The sequence below is a fragment of the Paenibacillus sp. P3E genome (assembly GCF_001909045.1).
Classification (GTDB): Bacteria; Bacillota; Bacilli; order Paenibacillales; family Paenibacillaceae; genus Paenibacillus_AQ; species Paenibacillus_AQ helianthi.
In genome coordinates this window covers 1-18,423 of sequence record NZ_LVWH01000231.1, presented here as the reverse complement: position 1 = coordinate 18,423, position 18,423 = coordinate 1, and the positions used below count along the sequence as shown (strand labels likewise).

Sequence of the window (18,423 nt, the reverse complement as noted above, 5' to 3'; positions counted from 1 at the left end):
CTGAAAGAAGGCTATCGAAATTAATCAAGGGTATAGGGTTCAAGGCCCTGAGGCAGGGGTGCCGGACGAACACAGGTGCTCTCCATTTCATAGAACCGCTGCGAATCGGAGGAGTCGTGAAAAGCCCACATCGCTTCCAGCACATGGTAAGCCAACTCTCCACTGGCCCGGTGCGGGCGTCCGCTGCGGATAGCATAAGCCATATCCGCCGGACCGATCCCCCGGGTATTCTGGTCGTAGCCCGGCAGGAGCGGCTGCTCACGCCATTCATTTTCACCTGTCTTACGGTATCTGACGATGCCCCCGAATGTGTTCGGATCCGGCACCTGAAGGGTTCCTTCCGTGCCGTAGATCTCAATCGGCGGCAAATCGCTGCCGCCAAACACATCAAAGCTGGTGATCATCGTAGCGATCGCACCTCTGCTGAATTGCAGTGTTCCGGCGACATGCGTCGGGATGTCAACAGGAATCTTTTGTCCCGCCTTCTTCTCGCTTGTGATGATACGTTCCTCCAGTGCTTTCCCAGTCATTCCGGCTACTGTGCGGATAGGCCCCAGGAGCTGCACGAGTGCAGTTAAATAATACGGCCCCATATCGAACATAGGGCCACCACCCGCAGCATAATAGAATTCCGGGTCGGGATGCCAATGCTCATGCCCCCTGCCTAACATGAACGCTGTCGCCGCAACCGGGCGGCCAATCACTCCATCCTCAATCAGCTTAAGCGCCGTCTGAATTCCGGCACCGAGGAAGGTTTCCGGAGCGCTGCCAACCAGCAGCCCTTTAGCTTTTGCCACTTCCAGCACCCTAAGCCCTTCCTCTCTGGTAACCGTGAGCGGCTTCTCGGCATAGACATGCTTACCGGCCTCCAGCGCACGCAAGGTAATTGCAGCATGAGCAGCAGGGATAGTTAAATTAATTACGATTTCAATCTCAGGGTCTTCCAGCAGCTGCTCAACAGTATAGACGAGGGGAATTCCATATTTAGCTGCCTGCTCTGCTGCTCTGTCCGGGTCCATATCCGCACAAGCAGCAAGATCCAGAATCTCGAACTTCTGACAATTCTCCATATAGATGCCGCTGATTTTGCCGCAGCCGATAATGCCAACCTTTACTTTATCCATGTCTTAATCGCTCCTACACTAGAATTGGCTGTCCGCCATGCCACTGTATCCGGCACCTGCCGTTTGCTCCAGATTCGCTGCTGCTTCGGTCTTGCCCTCTGCTGCCCACAGGAGTCCCCGGCGCATCAATTCTTTTACCGGGAGAAGCTCTACAATATCAGCATGGTGCCCGAGCGAATTGTAATAGACCCGTCCATGTCCCCAGCGCTTGGTCCAGACTACAGGCATATCTACGGCTTTGTTCGTTGCGTGAGGCCCTTGCACAACCGGAAATCTTGTTGTCGCCAGCACCTCCACCGCCGGATCAATATGCAGGTAATACTGCTCGGAGGTGACTTCGAAATCCTTAATACCTGCTGTCAGCGGATTGGAGCCTTGGCAGATCTCAACGGTATACTGGACGCCGTCATTGCCCGGATGGGCAACCCATTGCCCTCCCGTCATGAACTGCCAGTCTACATTGGTCCGGAAAGAGTCGCACATGCCGCCATGGCAGCCCGCAAGTCCAGTCCCATTCTGTACAGCAGCCGATACATTATTGACCAGCTCCTGCGCAATTTCTCCCATGGTCCAGACCGGTACGATCAAATCCAGCCCCAGCAGCTTCTCCTTATCAGCGAATGCTTCCAGCGTATTTGCTACCTCTACCTCGAACTGAGCTTCACGCAAAATCTCCGCAAATATTCCGGCGACCTGCTCCGGCTCATGTCCATCCCAGCCGCCCCATACGATTAATGCTTTCTTCATCATTGTCACTCCTTCTCCTACATCATAGTCATAGAATCATTACATCTCGGATAACTCTACCCAGCGCCGCTCCTGCACCGAACGTTCCACAGCTTCCAGCACCGCCTGGCATTTCACCCCATCGTGAAAATTCGGCACGGGCTGACGGCCTTCAGCTGCTGCGGATGACAACTCCAGGATTTCATGAATGAAGGTATGCTCAAAACCTATTGTATGACCCGGCGGCCACCAGGCCTCAGCATAATCATGAGCCGGATCGGTGGCGAGAACCCGCCGGAAACCTTGCACATCCTCATCGTCAGAGGTCAGATATACTTCCAGCTCGTTCATCCGTTCGAAATCAAACTTCACACTCCCGAGACTGCCGTTAATTTCAAAAGAATTGGTCGAACGGTGACCCGCAGCAAAACGTGTGGCCTCAAAACTGCCCATGGCACCGTTTGCAAAACGCGCCAGAAACAGTGTGGCATCATCTACAGTTACAGGACCTCTAGGGCCGCCGGCACTTGCTTTTGCACTAAGACCCGTCATTTCGGCAGCCAAAGGGCGTTCCTTGATGAAGGTCTCACTCATCCCGATAACCTCTTTCAGGTCACCTACCAAATAATGAGCAAGATCAATCAGATGCGCTCCGAGATCGCCATGTGAACCGGAACCGGCAATCTCCTTCTGCAGCCTCCATACCAGCGGAAACTCGGGGTCCAGAATCCAGTCCTGCAGAAACCAGGCACGGAAATGATAGATTTGGCCCAGCCGTCCGCTCTCTACCAGCCGTTTGGCCAGCCGCACCGCCGGCGAGAACCGGTAGTTGAAACCCACCATATGCATAACCCCGGCATCCTCTGCCGCCTTCAGCATTTCGCGGGAATCCGCAAGAGTCAAGGCCAGAGGCTTCTCGCAAAAGACATGCTTGCCTGCTTTCACGGCAGCCAGTGCAATCTCTTTATGAGCATCACTGGGGGCGTTAATATCGATCCAATCGATATCGTCACGGCCTACCAGTTCTCTCCAATCCGTAACAGTCTCCTGCCAGCCCAGCTGGTCAGCGGCTTCCTTCAGTGCATCGGCATTCCGTCCGCATAACACAGACATCTCCGGCTTCAGCGCCTTCGGGAAGAACATCGGCAGACTGCGGTAAGCATTGCTATGAGCCTTGCCCATGAACTTGTATCCAATCATTCCAATGCGAAGCTGTTTCATTGAATCCCCCCTGTTCTTAATGATGAAGCACGAACCACAAGCTTGGCAGGAAGCTTCACGCGGATCATCTCATTCCCGGAATTCACTCCCCCGTTCTCCAGAAGCTCCAGGACCTTAGCCGCAGCGATTTCCCCCAGTTGATAAAAGGGTACCCGAACGCTGCTGAGTGCCGGAGTTGTAAGCTCTGCGGCATCCGAATCGTCATAACCGACAATCGCAGGCATCCGGTCCATGTTGACCCCCAGCTCACGAAGGCCTTGCTGAAGTCCAATGGCCATCCGGTCATTGGCTACCACCACCGCCTCGATATGCTTCAGTTGAGGCAATATGGCCTGCGCGGCTGCCATTCCGCTTCTGCGGCTGAAATTCCCTTCGAACATGAGCGAAGCATCTGCAGGAATCCCCTCTTCCTGAAGCGCCTGCATATACCCTTCCAGCCGGTCACGGCTGTTGGAATAAGCCTGCGGACCATTCAGAAAGGCTATACGGGTGAAGCCTTGACTAAGCAGATGCTTCACCGCCAGCTGGCAGCCTTCGACGTGGTCGGCATCCACCTCATGGAACGATTCCCCTTCATAATGCTGGTTAATCAGGCAGTAAGGATGCCCGTCCTTCTTCAGCTGCCGCAGTGCTTCAAGCTCTCCAGCCTCCTCTTTGGCCCCCAGCACTATACACGCATCTACCTTGCGCATCCGGAAGAGCCCGCAATAATCCAGCGGCTCATCGGCTTCCCGGAAGATCATCAGCAGATCATAGCCCTCTTCTCTTGCCCGGCTTCCAATTCCGCTTAGAATTTCAGAGAAATAGTACGCGGAGAACAACCGGGCTTTGGGCAGGTAAGGCATGACGACACCCAGATTTCCGCTGCGCTTGCGGGCAAAGCTGCGGGCAAGCGAGCTTGGGGTGTAACCAAGCTCCCGTGCGGCGGCAATCACACGCTCCTTGGTCTTTTCTTTGAGCGGACCGACATTGTTCAGTACACGGGAGACCGTTGCTTCTGAAACCCCGGCAAGCTCGGCAACCTCTTTGCGGCTTGCGATAGCAATCATCCTTTCTATAGCCTTTTGTCGAATGTACACGCGTACATTTTCTCATGAAGAACGGCTGGCGTCAATCACCAAAACCGTAATTCGATAAGATTCCATAAACTCAGATAACACCATCCAATATCTTATTCTAACCAGGACTGAACATGCTTCAAAAACCGCTTGGTCGCCGGAGAAGCATATTTCAGCGAATGAACGGCGATCCCTAGCGAACGGAAGCTTCGCTCTTCAAGCTCCAGCATGGCCACGTTATGGTTTTGGCGCTGAATGACCAGTTCTGGCAGAATGCTGATTCCTAGTCCGTTTTCCACCATGGCAATTATGGCATAATCATCTCCGGCCGAGAATTTGATATTCGGCTTAATAGCCGCCTTATCGAGCACCCGTCTGACATCGTAATCCGAACCCGCCTTCGGGATGATGAAATCCTCATGTGCGATCTGCGCAAGCGGCATATACGGCGCCCGGCTTAGGGGATGCTCCTTGGAGAGGACAGCCAGCATACGGTCCTGCTTGAGCGGAATAACCTCGAATTTTTCCCGGGTAGGAAGCGACAAAAAACCGCAATCGACCACTCCGGCTTCAATCCACTGCTCAATTTCCAGATAACCGCCTTCCATGAGCTTAAACTCAATATAGGGATACTCCTTGCGGAATTGCTTGATCATTCCCGGCAGCCAGTGTACAGAAACGCTGGTGAAGGTACCAATGGTGATTGTTCCAGTCTCCAGCCCGTGGATGTCGGCAACCTGCTGCTTCAGTTGCTCGTTCCATTTCATCATTTCACGGATCGGCTGAATCACCTGTTCGCCGTTGATCGTTAGTTTGACTCCTGAACGGTTCCTGACCAGCAGAGTGAAGCCAAATTCCGTCTCCAGGCTGGAGATCGTATGACTGATGCCTGATTGGGTGAAGCCCATCACCTCTGCGGCCCGGGTCAGACTGCCCAGCTCCACGACTTTGAGGAATACTTCATACTTACTAATGCTCAATGCTCGCCACCTCCGGATTTACATTAGTAATACTCATGTATTCTATGATAAACATTCAGTTAACTTATGTATTTCACCATATTATACTATAGGAGTTCGCCACTTGAAATGATGAAGGATGATGACAGAATGAAGCCGCTGAAGGCTGAGTTAATGCTCTTTATAGTAACCATGTTCTGGGGCTCGTCCTATATGTTCATGAAGATGGGGCTAGGTTCGCTCGGGGAATTCAATCTGATTGCATTGCGCTTCGGACTTGCCTTTATCCTGGCAGCCACCCTGTTTCACAAACGCCTTAGAACTGTAGATGTACGGACCCTGAAATATGGAGCATTGCTCGGATTTTTACTGCTGGGTGTATTCACCTGCATCACCTTTGGCTTGAAGACTACGACCACCTCGAATGCCGGATTTCTAGTGGCGTTGACTGTTATTTTTGTGCCGATGATCGATGTGCTCGTATTTCGAAAAAAAGTCGCCCCCCCTCAAGTTATCGGAGCGGTTCTGGCCATAACCGGTATCGGGCTTCTCACCTTGAATTCTTCCCTGCACATGCAGCCGGGTGATCTGTTATGCATTCTGTCCGCTGTATTCTATGCCGTACAGATACTGGTAACATCCAAAGCGGTTAAAGTCTGCGACAGTCTATCTATCGGCATTCTTCAACTCGGTTTCGCCGGAGGCATTGCGCTGGTTTTGTCGTTCTTGTTCGAGACACCGGCTTTGCCCTCTTCACTGCCCGGGTGGATCGCAATCCTGGCACTTGGCATTTTCTGCAGCGCCTGCGGCTTTATCCTGCAACCCGTGGCCCAAAAATACACAACACCTACCCGTACCGGATTGATCTTCTCTATGGAGCCAGTTTTCGCTGCCCTGTTCGGTTATTGGTTTGCCGGCGAGCAGCTGTCGATGCAGGGTTACACCGGTGCGGCTCTGGTGCTTCTGGGAATCATAGCCTCCGAGCTCCTCAGCAAAGCACACTTTGCTCCTGTCACCTACAAGCTGCATAAGAAACGGCGGGTCAATTTATAGAACAATCTAAATTAACAGCAAAAAGCCGCTCAGCGAAAAGCTGCAGCGGCTTTTGATACTACCCACTAACGAATTTCGATCATATACGTTTAGTGTCCCATCATCATTGCTGGATCAGCAGCAGCTTCAGCATCCGGTGAGGCCGGAGTCGCAGCTACCTTTGGTTTGCGGAGAATCAGGCTGATCACCACACCTGCCACAGCGATGCAGGCGGAGAAGAAGAACACATCATTGAATCCGAGAACCATGGTGGCCAGCGGGTTAGTGCCTGCGGCCATTTTCCCCATATGAACTGCAATTTGACTGGTCAGGTAACCGGTCATACCGGCAACGGCAAAGGATACCACAACCTGCTGGGCAGCGGCGGTAAGCGGCGTTACCCGGTTCACCCATTCACGCGGTGCCGAGTTCAGCACATGTGTGTTGACTGGCATCATCGAGAGACCCATGCCAAGCCCCATCATCGCCAGGGTAGACATAATAAACGGCAGCCCGGTATCCACTGTCACACCCGACAGCATGAAGAGTGCGGTTGAAATAATACTCAGACCGACAAATACCAGTGGACGTGCACCAATTTTGTCAAACAGGCGTCCGCCCAGCGGCATTCCGATTCCGGAAGCAAGTGCCTGCGGCAGCAGGATCAAACCGGTTTCCAGTGGAGTATAATTCCGGATCTGCTGCAGATACAATGGCACGAACAGCATGGAGCCGAATAATGCAGCCTGTGTCACCCAGCTGAGAATAATCCCCCGCGTAAAGTCAGATGACCGGAATACACGCAGCTCAAGCAATGGATGCTTATGAAGCAATTCTACGATGATAAACAGTACGAGCGCTACTCCACCCACGCTCAAACCTAGAATGGCACCGGTTGAGGACCAGCTTTCGCCGCCGCCTTGGTTCACACCATAAGCCAGCATAGAGAAGGCTATTGGAGCCAGAATAATTCCCAGAATGTCGAGATGGGCTCTACCCTTCTTTTCTGTTTTGGGCAAATATTTAATGCCAAGAATAATCCCTACAATTCCGATTGGCAAATTGATCAGGAAGATCCAGTGCCAGCTCACATATTCCACCAGCCAACCGGACAATATCGGACCAAGCGCAGGAGCCAGCAGCATCGGAATGCCCAGGAGCCCCATGATCGAGCCCCTCCGTTCAGGCGGAGCCAGTCTGAAGACCATCGCCATTCCAATTGGAGCAACCATCCCGCCACCCAAGCCTTGAATGACCCGGAAGAGCACCAACTGCTCTGAAGTCTGTGCGATGGAGCACAACATGGAGCCCAGTACGAACATGGCGACCGTTGACACAAATACCTGCTTCGACCCGAAACGGTCCGTCATATACCCGGCAAGCGGGATTACAGCCGCCAAGGCAAGTGTATATCCCGTAATTGCCCATTGTACGGTTTTGAGGTCTGTATTGAAATATTCTACCAGCTTAGGCACCGCTACATTGACTACTGTACCATCGAGGATAACCATTATCATCCCTACGATTATGGCCAGCAGCGGCGGCAGTATGGCTTTCAGTGAGAAGGGCTGCTCCGCAGGAGCACCTTTCGCATTCATTGTATTTGACATTCTTTTCTCCACTCATTTCTCTAGTTGGATAGGTTTAATGAAAATAACGGTCGAATAACGCGTCGATCTGCTCCTCTATGGGCGGAGGATTAAAGACCGGCATGAAATCCGCTTTGTTCTCGGGCAGGCTGGAAACCATAATTATTGGAAAAACTACTGCTCCGTATATCTGAAGCTGCATCAACATCAGCTTATTTTTGTCCTCTTCACCGGTGATTTCCTGAATAGCCTGCAAGATCTTTTCCAGGCGCATCATTTTGCAATAACGAGAGTATTCATCCAGTGAACCCATAATGTGGTGCCTCTGATCAAGCATTTGTCTGGCCATTCCAGGATAGCGTTTAAGTTCATCAATATATCGGGCAAAAAATAACTTGAGGCGCTCTCTTGGGGGCAACGTGTCGTCCTCCAGCACTTTAAAGGCGTCATCAAAGGTAGAGAGCAGCATTCGAACCGCATCTGCCAGAAGTTTCTCCTTGGAGCCGTAATGATAGTTGACAAGGGCCAGATTCGTCTCTGCTTTGGCGGCTATATTGCGCATGGTGGCACAACTGAATCCTTCACCACGGATCAAATCCACAGTTGCCTGAAGAATCGTCTGTTTCGTATCCTTATCTGAAGGTTCTGCAATGTTGTTGTTTCTAGTCATAGCTTTGGCTGTATGCTCCTTCCCTATCCCCTTATCCGATCATTGTTTTAAACACTGTTTAACAAGAACTAAATTTACTCCCTAAAGGCTCTCCTGTCAATAGCTTCTTGAAATAAAAAAAAGGCGATCATCCTTTGACATAGGATCAGATCGCCTTCTTATTCATATTCGAGTTACTTAACTGGAAGAGTTGCAGCCTCATTCGCAGCCAGTGGTGCCAAAGTCAGCCCGGTAATCTTTCCTTTTGTGTCCACTGTTAAAGTTAATATGGCTTCGGACTTCGAGAAGAGGAGTACGCTCTGGATGGTCATCACCCCATCAGCCCGGCGGCTATCCGTTGTTTTTATTCCAAAATAATTGCCGGATGAAACCGCAACCGCTTCCCAGCTTTGCTGGATCGCCGGTAAGAATGCCTGTTGTGCAGCCGTACTGCTCAGGTAACGTTCCTGAAGCTCCTGATATTTGCCTGCAGCCAATAGTCCGGTTACCGCTCCTGCAGCAACCTCTGGTGCATATATTTCGGCTTGTCCAGAGTTGTCGTCATAAGCCGCAATAAGCCCGATTGCATTAAAAAAGGACAACGGGACATAGATCCGTTTCTGTCTGACCTCAATACGTTCTTGAAAAGGGACCTTGTCTTTGCCGTTAAGTATGACCTCATCGCCGCTTAGCTTGAAGTCAACGGTTTCTTTGACGCGCGTTAACTGGACTTGTCCGGTGCTGCCTTTATACGTCGTTTGATATTTGAGAACTTCAGCTGTTTCCCGGAGTGGAATCATAATGGCTGATCCGCTCTTGTATGCATTTGACTCCTCCAGTTGTAGTAACTGTCCGTTCAGAATGACCTTAATCGGGTCTGCGGCTTGTGCGCGCTGGGGCACGAATAACCCTAACCCGCCTGCAAATAACAGAATACTGAGGGTTACGGCTGCGATTTTGGTCTTCACATCGATTCCACCTCTCCTGTATTAGATTGACTACGTTTGCAAGCTGCAGGAATAGACCTTACATTAAACATTACCCAAACGGTTTGATTTTATAACCCTTCCGAATTCAGTGACAGTATAAAACTTTTTTATTGTGTTCTCACCGGGTTACTCTACATCAAAGTTGAAGTACTTGGATGGAAAAGGCTCCTTGATCAGAGTGAAATGCCACCACTCTTTGCTGTAAGGCTTGAACCCGTGTTTAGTCATAGCATCCTTCAGGATTTTACGGTTGGTATGCTGTGTCTTGCTGATGAGCGAAGTATTGTAATAAGAAATCTCGCCAAAAAAATCATACGGGCTGCCCATATCCACCAGAACGCCCGTTTTGGCATATGCCAGTGTCAAATCAATCGTTCCGCCTCTGGTATGGCCTGACTTTTTGGCGATAAAGCCCAGCTTAAACAGGTTGCGCTTGTCCAATTTAGGATAATACTGCTCCTTCATCTTGATGTCAGCTGCATCCTTTGACCATGAAACAAAATCATCCACTGCTTTTTGTGGACGGTAGGCATCATATATTCTTAAGATATACCCCTTGCGGGCCAGGTCGTCACTGACAGCCTTTAATGCTTTAGCCCCCACTTGTGAAAAAATCGCCAGCGGCGCCTTGTATCCGTCAACACGTGATCCCGTAAAATTGTTCTCACTGAAATAGCGTATTTCATATTGCGCAGCAGGGATCATCTCATCCAGGTACACGAATCCTTCAGGCAGATTGTTTTTTTTCAGAACTTTAATCTGTTGGGATACAGAAGCGCCTACCTTCTGTTCCGGTTCCTCCGTAACCGTAGCGGCAACAGGGTTTTTTTGAAGTATGAGCACAGCACTCAAGATGGCTGTGAGCGTAAGGGGAAGAATAAGGGCCTTCGTACTGCGTCTGAGCATTTCCTGGGTGGCTCTCATATCCCACATCCCTTTCTTCGATTGCTTTGCCTAAATCAGTTCCGGTTTCAATAGCCGACTAAATATCCATCTTATTACTAAAAATTATATTTATCCCGCTTTACTGTGTCCAGTATTTTCTATGAATGCAAAAATGACACACCCGTTTGACGGATGTGTCTTTTAACAATGATTCCTATACACTTAGTGTATTAATGCATTGAAACCTGTGCTTTATGCTGTACAATGACACGCTTGAGGAAGAATGCAATCACCAGACCGATAATGGCCATGGCCATTCCAAACACAAAGGCATTCTGAACGCCTTGGGTAAAGGCCGGCAGCACATTGGCCGGATCGGCAGGATTGCTTGCAGATTCCATATAGCTCTTCGTCCCTGCTGTCATGATACTGACCGCCAGTGCAGTACCAATGGCTCCGGCTACCTGCTGCAAAGTATTCATGATGGCAGTACCATCTGGGTACAGTTCCATAGGCAACTGATTGATGCCATTGGTCTGGGCAGGCATGAAGATCATCGATACGCCTACCATTAGTGCGCTATGCAGTACGATGACGAACACCACGGTAGAAGTAGCTGTGATACTGGAGAAGAACCACAGCGATACCGCTACAATAACCAGGCCAGGAATAACCAGCCATTTCGGTCCGTATTTGTCGAACAGCCTTCCCATGATCGGTGACATCAGACCGTTGATAATTCCACCGGGAAGAAGCAGCAAGCCAGCTTTGAAGGCCGAGTATCCTTGTCCCTGCTGGAGGTACATCGGAAGAATCAGCATGGAGGACAGGATGACCATCATGCAGATGAAGACCATCAGTACGCCAACCACAAACATCGGGAACTTGAACGCCCGGAGATTGATCATAGGCTGCTTCATCGTGATTTGGCGGATCACAAACAGAACAAGTGACGCGACACCAACTGCTATAGCAATAATTACTTTTGGACTTCCCCAGCCTTCGGCTTCACCGGCGCTGCTGAATCCAAATACGATTCCGCCAAACCCCAGAGAAGAAAGCACAATGGACAGCACATCAATCTTTGGCTTGGTAACCTTGGTAACGTTCTGCATAAACAGTATTCCGCAGATCAGTGCAATCACAAGAAACGGCAGTGACAGCCAGAAGATCCAGTGCCAGCTCAGGCTCTCAATCAGCAGCCCGGCAATCGTAGGCCCGATCGCTGGAGCGACCATGATAACAAGACCTATGAGTCCCATTGCAGCCCCTCTTTTTTCAGCGGGGATAATGACCAGGATGGTGTTGAACATCAATGGCAGGAGCAATGCGGTCCCCATCGCCTGAACTACACGGGCCGTAAGCAGAAACTCGAAATTCGGTGACATCGCGGCCAGAAAGGTCCCCAGAATCGAAAAGCATAATGCAGCAACGAATAATTGTCTTGTTGAGAACCATTGCAGCAGCAACCCGGATATCGGTACAAGAATACCCAGTGTCAGCAGATACGCTGTAGTCAGCCACTGTGCCGTCGTCGGTGTAATCTCAAGTACTTTCATGAGATCACTTAACGCCACATTGAGCGCAGTCTCGCTGAACATGCCGATAAATCCGGCAAGCAGCAAGGAGATCAGAATCGGTAAAACCCTGAATTTTGTTTCTTCGGTTTGTTTCTTTCCAGTCATGGTAGCTTCCACTCTGTGATCCTCCTGATCATACATAATTTTCTCTCTATTTGTTCTATTTCTACTTGCCTAACCCAGCAATACGGGAACCAACCTGGAGGCGGCGAGAAGCGGCCCTGTACTCCGGCAGGTCAAAGTCTGCAGCAGCGCTCCCTCAAACAACGAGACCACCACTGAAGCCTTATCGGCTGCAAGCTGAGTATCAGTTCCCTCTTCAAGTAAACGCTGCAGTATGACATCCTGCCAATCCATGAATACAGTCTGACATGCTGTTCTAAGCTCCTCGCTAATACAGGAGGTTTCTACAGCTACCCAGAAACTGAAGGGTACCATTCCTTTAAAATCAGACTCTTCAGCGTCACTGACCATCTGATGAAGGAATTCCTGAACCGCCTCAATAACAGTTATTTCCTTCTCCACATACTGTCTCAGCTGTCTTACAACGATCTCACTCGTTTTGTTGATACAGGTTAAGGCCAGTTCCTCTTTACCGTGGGGGAAATAATAGTAAAGAGATCCCTTGGGCGAGTCGCTGTCCTTGATAATCTGATTTAACCCCGTAGCATGATAGCCTTGTGTGAAAAATAGTCTTGAAGCGGTATCCACAATCGCTTCACGCGCATTAGGCTTGTTTGACAAGCGGGACACTTCCTTTATTTTTATAACAATCGGTCTACATAATAAAACCATAAATTCAAGTGATGTGTCAACATTAATTATTAAAATTTTATTTTTCCTTCTTTTCATTGCTGTGCACAAAAGTAGTTCAATTATAATATAAATATTCCAATGCGATAGGTGTGATTTGAGTGAGTAAGAGTACTGTATTGGAGGGCATTCTACGCATTGCTTCATCCAATGGAGAATGTACACCTACAGACGTGAACAAGGAAACGTTCAATAAACGGGATTAACCCAGATTCATTCCAGAATATAAGCAGATAATACCTTCTCTACGGAGGAGGCAAAGCTTTTGCCTGCCCCCCAATCCATCTTCATGATTATGCCTTTCGAAGCTCCTGCCGCGATGAGCCGTATATTCGTCACTCCATGGAGATTATCGGAGATAACGATCAGCGCGGCCTGATTGCCCGAACGGAAGAAATAACGCTCATATACCAGCGTTCCAATCGAATAACCATTCCCCACCTCGTTATACTCTTCATGTAGCAGCTCTGAACCTGCGGGCATGCCCTCCTTCACCATAATGAGTGCTTCCACAGGCTGCAGACTTACATTAAAGCTGTAAACGTCCGACAAGAAAACCGCCTCCTTCAGTGATCCGATGAATTGGATCCAGCGCTCTTACTCCTTCTTTTCTTCTCCGGTAATATCCCAGCGATGCCGGAACTTTTCCAGACGCGGATGAACATAATCGGGAGCCGCTGACAGAATCAGCCTCAGCTTCACAATCCACTCCTCAAAAGAGGAATACGAAGCAAATTGATTAGCCGTTTCAGGAGTCATATAGAGAAAATAAGGCGAAGGATACACTTCGCTGATGTGCCGCAGCGCTGAGTCGAGCGGCGTATACTTCTTCCGCTTGCCTTCAAGACTCTCAACGGTAACGAACGAGCGGCCTTGCTCTCTTTTCCATTCGTGCAGACGGTCTTCCCGTTTGTAAAAAGCCTTCACGGGCTCCTTGCTCATCCGTCTTACGGTTTCTTCATGCAGCGGGTATAACACCAGCTTGGTGAACTTGCGTTCTGTTGCGGTGCGGGCAGCCTGCTCCAGCTCCTGATCCGAAACATGCTCAAACGAATCATAAAACACCAGGGTTCCCTTGCGCTCCGCAGCCGGTGGCTCATAGCCAAAAGGCACGTTCTGTATCTCTCTTTTCATCTTTGGCCTCCTGCTTATCGTATTCTATCTATAGCATAGCATGCTACAGCAGCAGATACATCATTCAAGGGCTTCCTATAGCCGACTCTATTCCCTTCAGCCTGCGGTAAGCATATGCCGCAGCGCCAAGCGTGCCCGCACGGCTTCCCAGCTCAGCCTGAACAATGCTGCACTTGCTGCCGGACAGCTTCAGGGCGTGCTCCTTTACCGTCTCACGGACACTGCGCAGCAGGCGTTCCCCGGCCGCAGACATCCCGCCTCCAATAATGACCGCTTCCGGATTCAGCAGATTTATTACGTTAGATAGTCCAAAACCAAGTAAAACCCCGGTCTCATGCATGACCTCCACCGCCAAAGCATCCTCCAGATCATAGGCATCTGAAATCATAAGCGCGGTTATCCGTTCATTGTCTCCACCTGTCCAGGTTTGGATGATACTTGTTCTTCCTTCCGCCAGCTTCTCTTTGAACGTATTCACCATACCGACTGCCGATACGTATCTGCCGAGGCAACCAGAGCTCCCGCAACGGCAGGGACGGCCTTGCCTGAACATGTTCATATGGCCGATTTCCCCTGCACTGAATGTCGTGCCGTACACAACCTTACCGTCGCTAACAATTCCTGAACCGAGTCCCGTTCCCAGAGTCAGCAGGATGATGTTCCTGTATCCCCTTGCTGCTCCATACTGCCATTCCCCATACAGATTCATCCTGACATCATTATCAATAAACACTGGGAAATCGTAAAACGGCTTCATTTCATTCACAATATGTACGTGTTCCCAGCCCGGAAAGTTGGGAGAAAATAGGGACAAACCCTCTTCAGGATCAAGCAGCCCTGGAATCCCCACTCCTCAAGAATCCATATCTCTGTGTTCATTATGAAGAAACGCAGTACAAGTGAAAAGCGATTTATATAACATCTTATATTACTTTTGGAACTTCTGGCGGAAGCTTTAGAGGACAAAGAAAAAACAGACCGGCAATGAACACCAGTCTGTCCTAAACTCTATTGGAAGGAAGCTTGACCTATGACCCGGCTCCCTTATACTTTTTGACACCGTAATTCCAGGATAAAAGCCCAATCCCCAGGAATACCGCACCCACCACCGGAGTAAGCAGTGCCATACCCTGCATCTCCTCACGGTGCAGAAACAGTGCCGCCGGGTACACTCCGACAAAAGCAAACGGAATAATCCAAGTAAGCAGCACCTGAATCGCGCGATTGTAGATCGTAACCGGATAACGGCCATAGGTCTGGATATTGTACATCAGCGGCAGAATGCCGGTTGGAGCATCGGAATAAAACGACAATGAGGTTAAGGTCGTATATATCCCGGTATAGATGGCAACCGCACTAAGCGTAAGCACAATAATCATGGGTAGGGTCCACCATTCAAAGGGCAGACCGAGATTACTGCCACTGATCCCCATAATGATCAATCCGATAAAAGACCCCACCAATGCCGGAGGGTCCACATTCTCCAGGAAAATCTGGAACAAGTTATGCGCCGGACGGGTCAGAATACGGTCCATTTCACCTTTGACGATATAGCGCTCGCTGAAACCCCACATATTCACAAAGCAGCTGAAGACGCCAAAAGGCACCATAAAGAAGCCGTATACGAACACCACTTCATTCTGGCTCCAACCACCCAGACTATTGGTATGCATGAAGATGACCAGAATGAAGATAAAGTTGGTCGCTTGAAACAGCAGATCAGACACCACTTCCACCCAGAAATCGGCGCGGTAAGTCAGACGTGTCTTCATATAGTTTTTGATATATTCCACTAATAAGTCCAAGTAATACAACTTCACTCACCCCCCCTGCACGAACAGCCGCTGACGCGACGCGTGATATAGCCAGACAATTGGAATCAGCAGTACTACGAACCAGATGACCTGGATACCCAGCACATTCCAAATGCCCACCCCGTGCACCCGTCCCGTAAATACGGAACCCGGCAGGTAAGTGATGGCTTGAAAGGGCAGAACTTTAAGGATGGAAGATAACCAGTCCGGAAACAGGGTGATCGGAACGATCAAGCCGGAAAAAAGGTCGACCACGACACGCTTCATCCGCATCATACCCTCATTATTCTCGACGAAGAACGCCGATAAGCCCGTTATAATATTGATCTGTGAACTGATCAGGAAGCTGAAAAAGAGCATGACCAGAAATCCGGCCCAAGCTGAAGGTTCTGTCGGTAAATGCACCGGAAACAGCAGAATAGCAATCACCATACCCGGGATCATCAGCATCATAAAGCGGAACATGCCTTCGCCAAGACCCTGCATCATCTTGACCAGCACGTAGTTATACGGCCGGATGAACTGGATTGCGATGCTTCCGTCCCTGATATCTGTGGAAATCTCCCGGTCCAGGTTGTTAAAATAAAACGCCCTAGCCATCCAGGAAACCGCAACATACGTCGTCATCTGGGCACCTGTAAACCCGCCCAAGGATTCCCCGTTCCCATAAATTGCCTTCCAGGTAAAATAGTTCACACCTATATTCAGCGTATAGATTAGAATACCGGAATAATAATTAATACGGTAAGCGAGCATAGTCAAAAACCGGATGCGGATGAAATCGAAATAAGCACCCAGCAGCAGCCTCCATCCTGTTTCCTTAGGTCCGTCTGCGGAAGAACCTCCAGATGATGAATTGGCTGCAGCGGCTTTAAGCTGATCAGACATGGATGACCTCTTTCTCATCCTTAAGCGCAAGAATCTTCTCTTCCGGTTTCTCGGCCGAACCTGATTGATAAATGCTGCGGACGATATCATCCGTATTGGTCTCAATGATTTTGATGTCGGTAATGTCTGCTTGACCCACAACTCGTCCTAGTACATCCGAAACGTTCAGCTCCAGCGGAATCCAAACCTTGGCACCCAGATCATTCTCAGATGTCCAGGTAACCGGCATTTCTTCTGTCCACTGCATAAGCTGCTCAAGTTTAGTTGGAGCCCCGAATTGGAACTGCACCTCACGCCCTGTACCCCAGCGTTGCTTCAGATCCTCCAGGCCCCCATCATAAATGATGCGTCCATCGTCCAGCATAATCACCCGAGAACAGAGCGCTTCAATATCCTGAAGATCATGAGTGGTCAGCAGGATAGTTGTTCCATGCTCGCGGTTCATATCCTTCAAGAACTGGCGGATTTCCGACTTGACCACAATATCCAGTCCAATTGTAGGTTCATCCAGGAACAATATGGACGGATTATGCAGGAGTGCCGCAACCAGCTCACAACGCATCCGCTGCCCCAAACTGAGTTTGCGGACCGGACGGTTCAGCAAATCCTGCAGCTCCAGCCGTTCAACCAGCTCATCCAGCCGTTTCTTAAAATCCAGTTCGGGTACACGATATACCTTGCGGAGCAGCTGGAAGGATTCAATCACACCGATATCCCACCACAATTGGCTGCGCTGTCCGAACACAACACCGATATTCCGCACAAATTTCTCACGTTCCTCATAGGGTATATAGCCTCCCACAGAAAGACTGCCCGAGGTTGGAACCAGAATGCCGGTGAGCATCTTGATCGTCGTGGATTTACCGGCACCATTCTCGCCAATATAGCCGCAAATCTCGCCTTGAGGAATGGAGAAGGAGATATCCTTTACAGCTGTAACCTCGGAATATTCCCGTTTAAACAAATCAGCGAAGGCCCCTTTGAGGCCCTCGCGGTTTTTTTGGACTTTGAAGGTTTTGCGCAAGTCCTGCACTTGAATGGCATTCATATTGTACCTCACTAATCTAAGTATTAGGTTCAGTACCCCATTATAACATCTCTGAATTATTTGGCTACTCGTCCATCAAAAAAATCAGCGTTCGGTACCGCCTCCAGATGGCCGGAACGGGCCACTTTCGTGCGCAAGTATTTCTCATTGAATACGGATACGTCGCCCCATAATGGGATTCGCTTCCCGGTGTTCATCCCGGCTGCCTTGAGGGCTTCCATCTTCTTGGGATTGTTCGTAATCAGAGTAACCGGTTTGCTGCGCAAATGCTGCAAGACGCTGATCGCATCTCTGTAGTCTCTGGAATCATCGGCAAAGCCCAGCTCCAGATTGGCTTCTACAGTATCATATCCTTCTTCCTGGAGAATATATGCCATAGCCTTGCTGAACAGTCCGATCCCTCTTCCTTCATGATTAGCCAGGTAGAACAAGGCCCCTGATCCGTGCTGTGCTATCATCTTCATCGACTGGCGGAGCTGGAAACCGCAATCGCAGCGTTTGCTGCCAAAGATGTCACCCGTATGGCAAATGCTGTGCATCCGGATCAGCGCTTCATCTGAATCCTCAAAATCTCCGTACACCAGCACGCTCGACTGCTGCCCTTCAGCCAGATTCATGGAGGACAGCCGGGAGATCAGCAGTTCCGTTGCTTCTTTGCTGTCACCACCCTGCAATTCCTCGTCCGTGGCTTTCAACCAGCTGTACCATTTGAATGTGACAGTTTCCCCGTCCAGATTCACTGGCAGAGTAATAGGACCAACGAGTATATTAGTGGAATCATCCATGGTAATCCGCTTTATTTTATTTTGTAATATAGATACGATATCTGGTTTAATCATATTTGCACCATCCTAAACATATAGTGTGAATTTTAATATTCCAACTTTATTCCAACCATTTAAGTCGAGTAACTA

General features: G+C 49.7%; 19 protein-coding genes. 1 reads left to right on the top strand and 18 read right to left on the bottom strand.

Features of this window, described 5'->3' with window-relative positions; genetic code table 11:
* Nucleotides 1-20: 20 nt before the first annotated feature.
* From A3842_RS29930 to A3842_RS29910, 5 genes are all read right to left on the bottom strand, one after another.
* Nucleotides 21-1,124 (bottom strand): Gfo/Idh/MocA family protein, encoded by a 1,104-nt coding sequence (locus A3842_RS29930; RefSeq protein ID WP_074103737.1) that lies wholly within the window; start codon nucleotides 1,122-1,124, stop codon nucleotides 21-23.
* Nucleotides 1,125-1,142: 18 nt separating this feature from the next.
* Nucleotides 1,143-1,871 carry a ThuA domain-containing protein gene (locus A3842_RS29925; RefSeq protein WP_074103792.1) on the bottom strand — a complete coding sequence of 243 codons (729 nt, stop codon included), beginning with the start codon at nucleotides 1,869-1,871 and terminating at the stop codon, nucleotides 1,143-1,145.
* Between the two features lie 39 nt (nucleotides 1,872-1,910).
* Entirely contained in the window at nucleotides 1,911-3,071 is a 1,161-nt protein-coding gene (locus A3842_RS29920; RefSeq protein ID WP_074103736.1) for a Gfo/Idh/MocA family protein, read from the bottom strand.
* The gene (locus tag A3842_RS29915) at nucleotides 3,068-4,120 is read right to left on the bottom strand and encodes a LacI family DNA-binding transcriptional regulator (protein ID WP_074103735.1); all 1,053 of its coding nucleotides are present in this window, start codon (nucleotides 4,118-4,120) and stop codon (nucleotides 3,068-3,070) included. The genes A3842_RS29920 and A3842_RS29915 overlap by 4 nt, the downstream gene beginning before the upstream one ends.
* A gap of 122 nt (nucleotides 4,121-4,242) precedes the next feature.
* A complete protein-coding gene (locus A3842_RS29910) occupies nucleotides 4,243-5,109 on the bottom strand; it encodes a LysR family transcriptional regulator (protein ID WP_074103734.1) in 867 nt (288 codons plus the stop codon).
* Nucleotides 5,110-5,238: 129 nt separating this feature from the next.
* Between A3842_RS29910 and A3842_RS29905 the strand changes: the two genes are divergently transcribed.
* Nucleotides 5,239-6,141, top strand: a complete 903-nt coding sequence (locus A3842_RS29905; RefSeq protein WP_074103791.1) for a DMT family transporter — start codon at nucleotides 5,239-5,241, stop codon at nucleotides 6,139-6,141.
* A gap of 89 nt (nucleotides 6,142-6,230) precedes the next feature.
* On the opposite strand, the gene A3842_RS29900 is transcribed toward A3842_RS29905, so the two are convergent.
* The 13 genes from A3842_RS29900 to A3842_RS29840 all read right to left on the bottom strand — a co-directional run bounded on the left by A3842_RS29900 (nucleotide 6,231) and on the right by A3842_RS29840 (nucleotide 18,348).
* Entirely contained in the window at nucleotides 6,231-7,730 is a 1,500-nt protein-coding gene (locus A3842_RS29900) for a DHA2 family efflux MFS transporter permease subunit (protein WP_074083520.1), read from the bottom strand.
* Between the two features lie 34 nt (nucleotides 7,731-7,764).
* Entirely contained in the window at nucleotides 7,765-8,379 is a 615-nt protein-coding gene (locus A3842_RS29895; RefSeq protein WP_074083521.1) for a TetR/AcrR family transcriptional regulator, read from the bottom strand.
* Between the two features lie 173 nt (nucleotides 8,380-8,552).
* The gene (locus A3842_RS29890) at nucleotides 8,553-9,326 is read right to left on the bottom strand and encodes a stalk domain-containing protein (RefSeq protein ID WP_074103733.1); all 774 of its coding nucleotides are present in this window, start codon (nucleotides 9,324-9,326) and stop codon (nucleotides 8,553-8,555) included.
* Between the two features lie 147 nt (nucleotides 9,327-9,473).
* Nucleotides 9,474-10,271, bottom strand: coding sequence for a M15 family metallopeptidase (locus tag A3842_RS29885; RefSeq protein ID WP_218618708.1), 798 nt, complete (start codon nucleotides 10,269-10,271; stop codon nucleotides 9,474-9,476).
* A gap of 191 nt (nucleotides 10,272-10,462) precedes the next feature.
* Nucleotides 10,463-11,917 carry a DHA2 family efflux MFS transporter permease subunit gene (locus A3842_RS29880; RefSeq protein ID WP_074103789.1) on the bottom strand — a complete coding sequence of 485 codons (1,455 nt, stop codon included), beginning with the start codon at nucleotides 11,915-11,917 and terminating at the stop codon, nucleotides 10,463-10,465.
* 69 nt (nucleotides 11,918-11,986) lie between these two features.
* Nucleotides 11,987-12,565 carry a TetR/AcrR family transcriptional regulator gene (locus A3842_RS29875; protein WP_244169654.1) on the bottom strand — a complete coding sequence of 193 codons (579 nt, stop codon included), beginning with the start codon at nucleotides 12,563-12,565 and terminating at the stop codon, nucleotides 11,987-11,989.
* A gap of 273 nt (nucleotides 12,566-12,838) precedes the next feature.
* Nucleotides 12,839-13,177 carry a DUF6054 family protein gene (locus A3842_RS29870; RefSeq protein ID WP_083606623.1) on the bottom strand — a complete coding sequence of 113 codons (339 nt, stop codon included), beginning with the start codon at nucleotides 13,175-13,177 and terminating at the stop codon, nucleotides 12,839-12,841.
* Between the two features lie 45 nt (nucleotides 13,178-13,222).
* On the bottom strand, nucleotides 13,223-13,759 hold the full coding sequence (locus tag A3842_RS29865; protein WP_074103731.1) for a hypothetical protein: 537 nt from the start codon (nucleotides 13,757-13,759) through the stop codon (nucleotides 13,223-13,225).
* A 64-nt stretch (nucleotides 13,760-13,823) separates the two neighbouring features.
* Nucleotides 13,824-14,609, bottom strand: coding sequence for an ROK family protein (locus tag A3842_RS29860; RefSeq protein WP_083609796.1), 786 nt, complete (start codon nucleotides 14,607-14,609; stop codon nucleotides 13,824-13,826).
* 178 nt (nucleotides 14,610-14,787) lie between these two features.
* Nucleotides 14,788-15,531, bottom strand: coding sequence for an ABC transporter permease (locus tag A3842_RS29855; protein WP_178381901.1), 744 nt, complete (start codon nucleotides 15,529-15,531; stop codon nucleotides 14,788-14,790).
* Nucleotides 15,532-15,579: 48 nt separating this feature from the next.
* Nucleotides 15,580-16,374, bottom strand: coding sequence for an ABC transporter permease (locus tag A3842_RS29850; RefSeq protein ID WP_074103788.1), 795 nt, complete (start codon nucleotides 16,372-16,374; stop codon nucleotides 15,580-15,582).
* A 79-nt stretch (nucleotides 16,375-16,453) separates the two neighbouring features.
* Complete coding sequence (locus tag A3842_RS29845; protein ID WP_074083526.1) at nucleotides 16,454-17,509, bottom strand: ABC transporter ATP-binding protein; 1,056 nt, start codon at nucleotides 17,507-17,509, stop codon at nucleotides 16,454-16,456.
* 56 nt (nucleotides 17,510-17,565) lie between these two features.
* The gene (locus A3842_RS29840) at nucleotides 17,566-18,348 is read right to left on the bottom strand and encodes a GTP cyclohydrolase II (RefSeq protein ID WP_074083527.1); all 783 of its coding nucleotides are present in this window, start codon (nucleotides 18,346-18,348) and stop codon (nucleotides 17,566-17,568) included.
* Nucleotides 18,349-18,423: the final 75 nt, after the last annotated feature.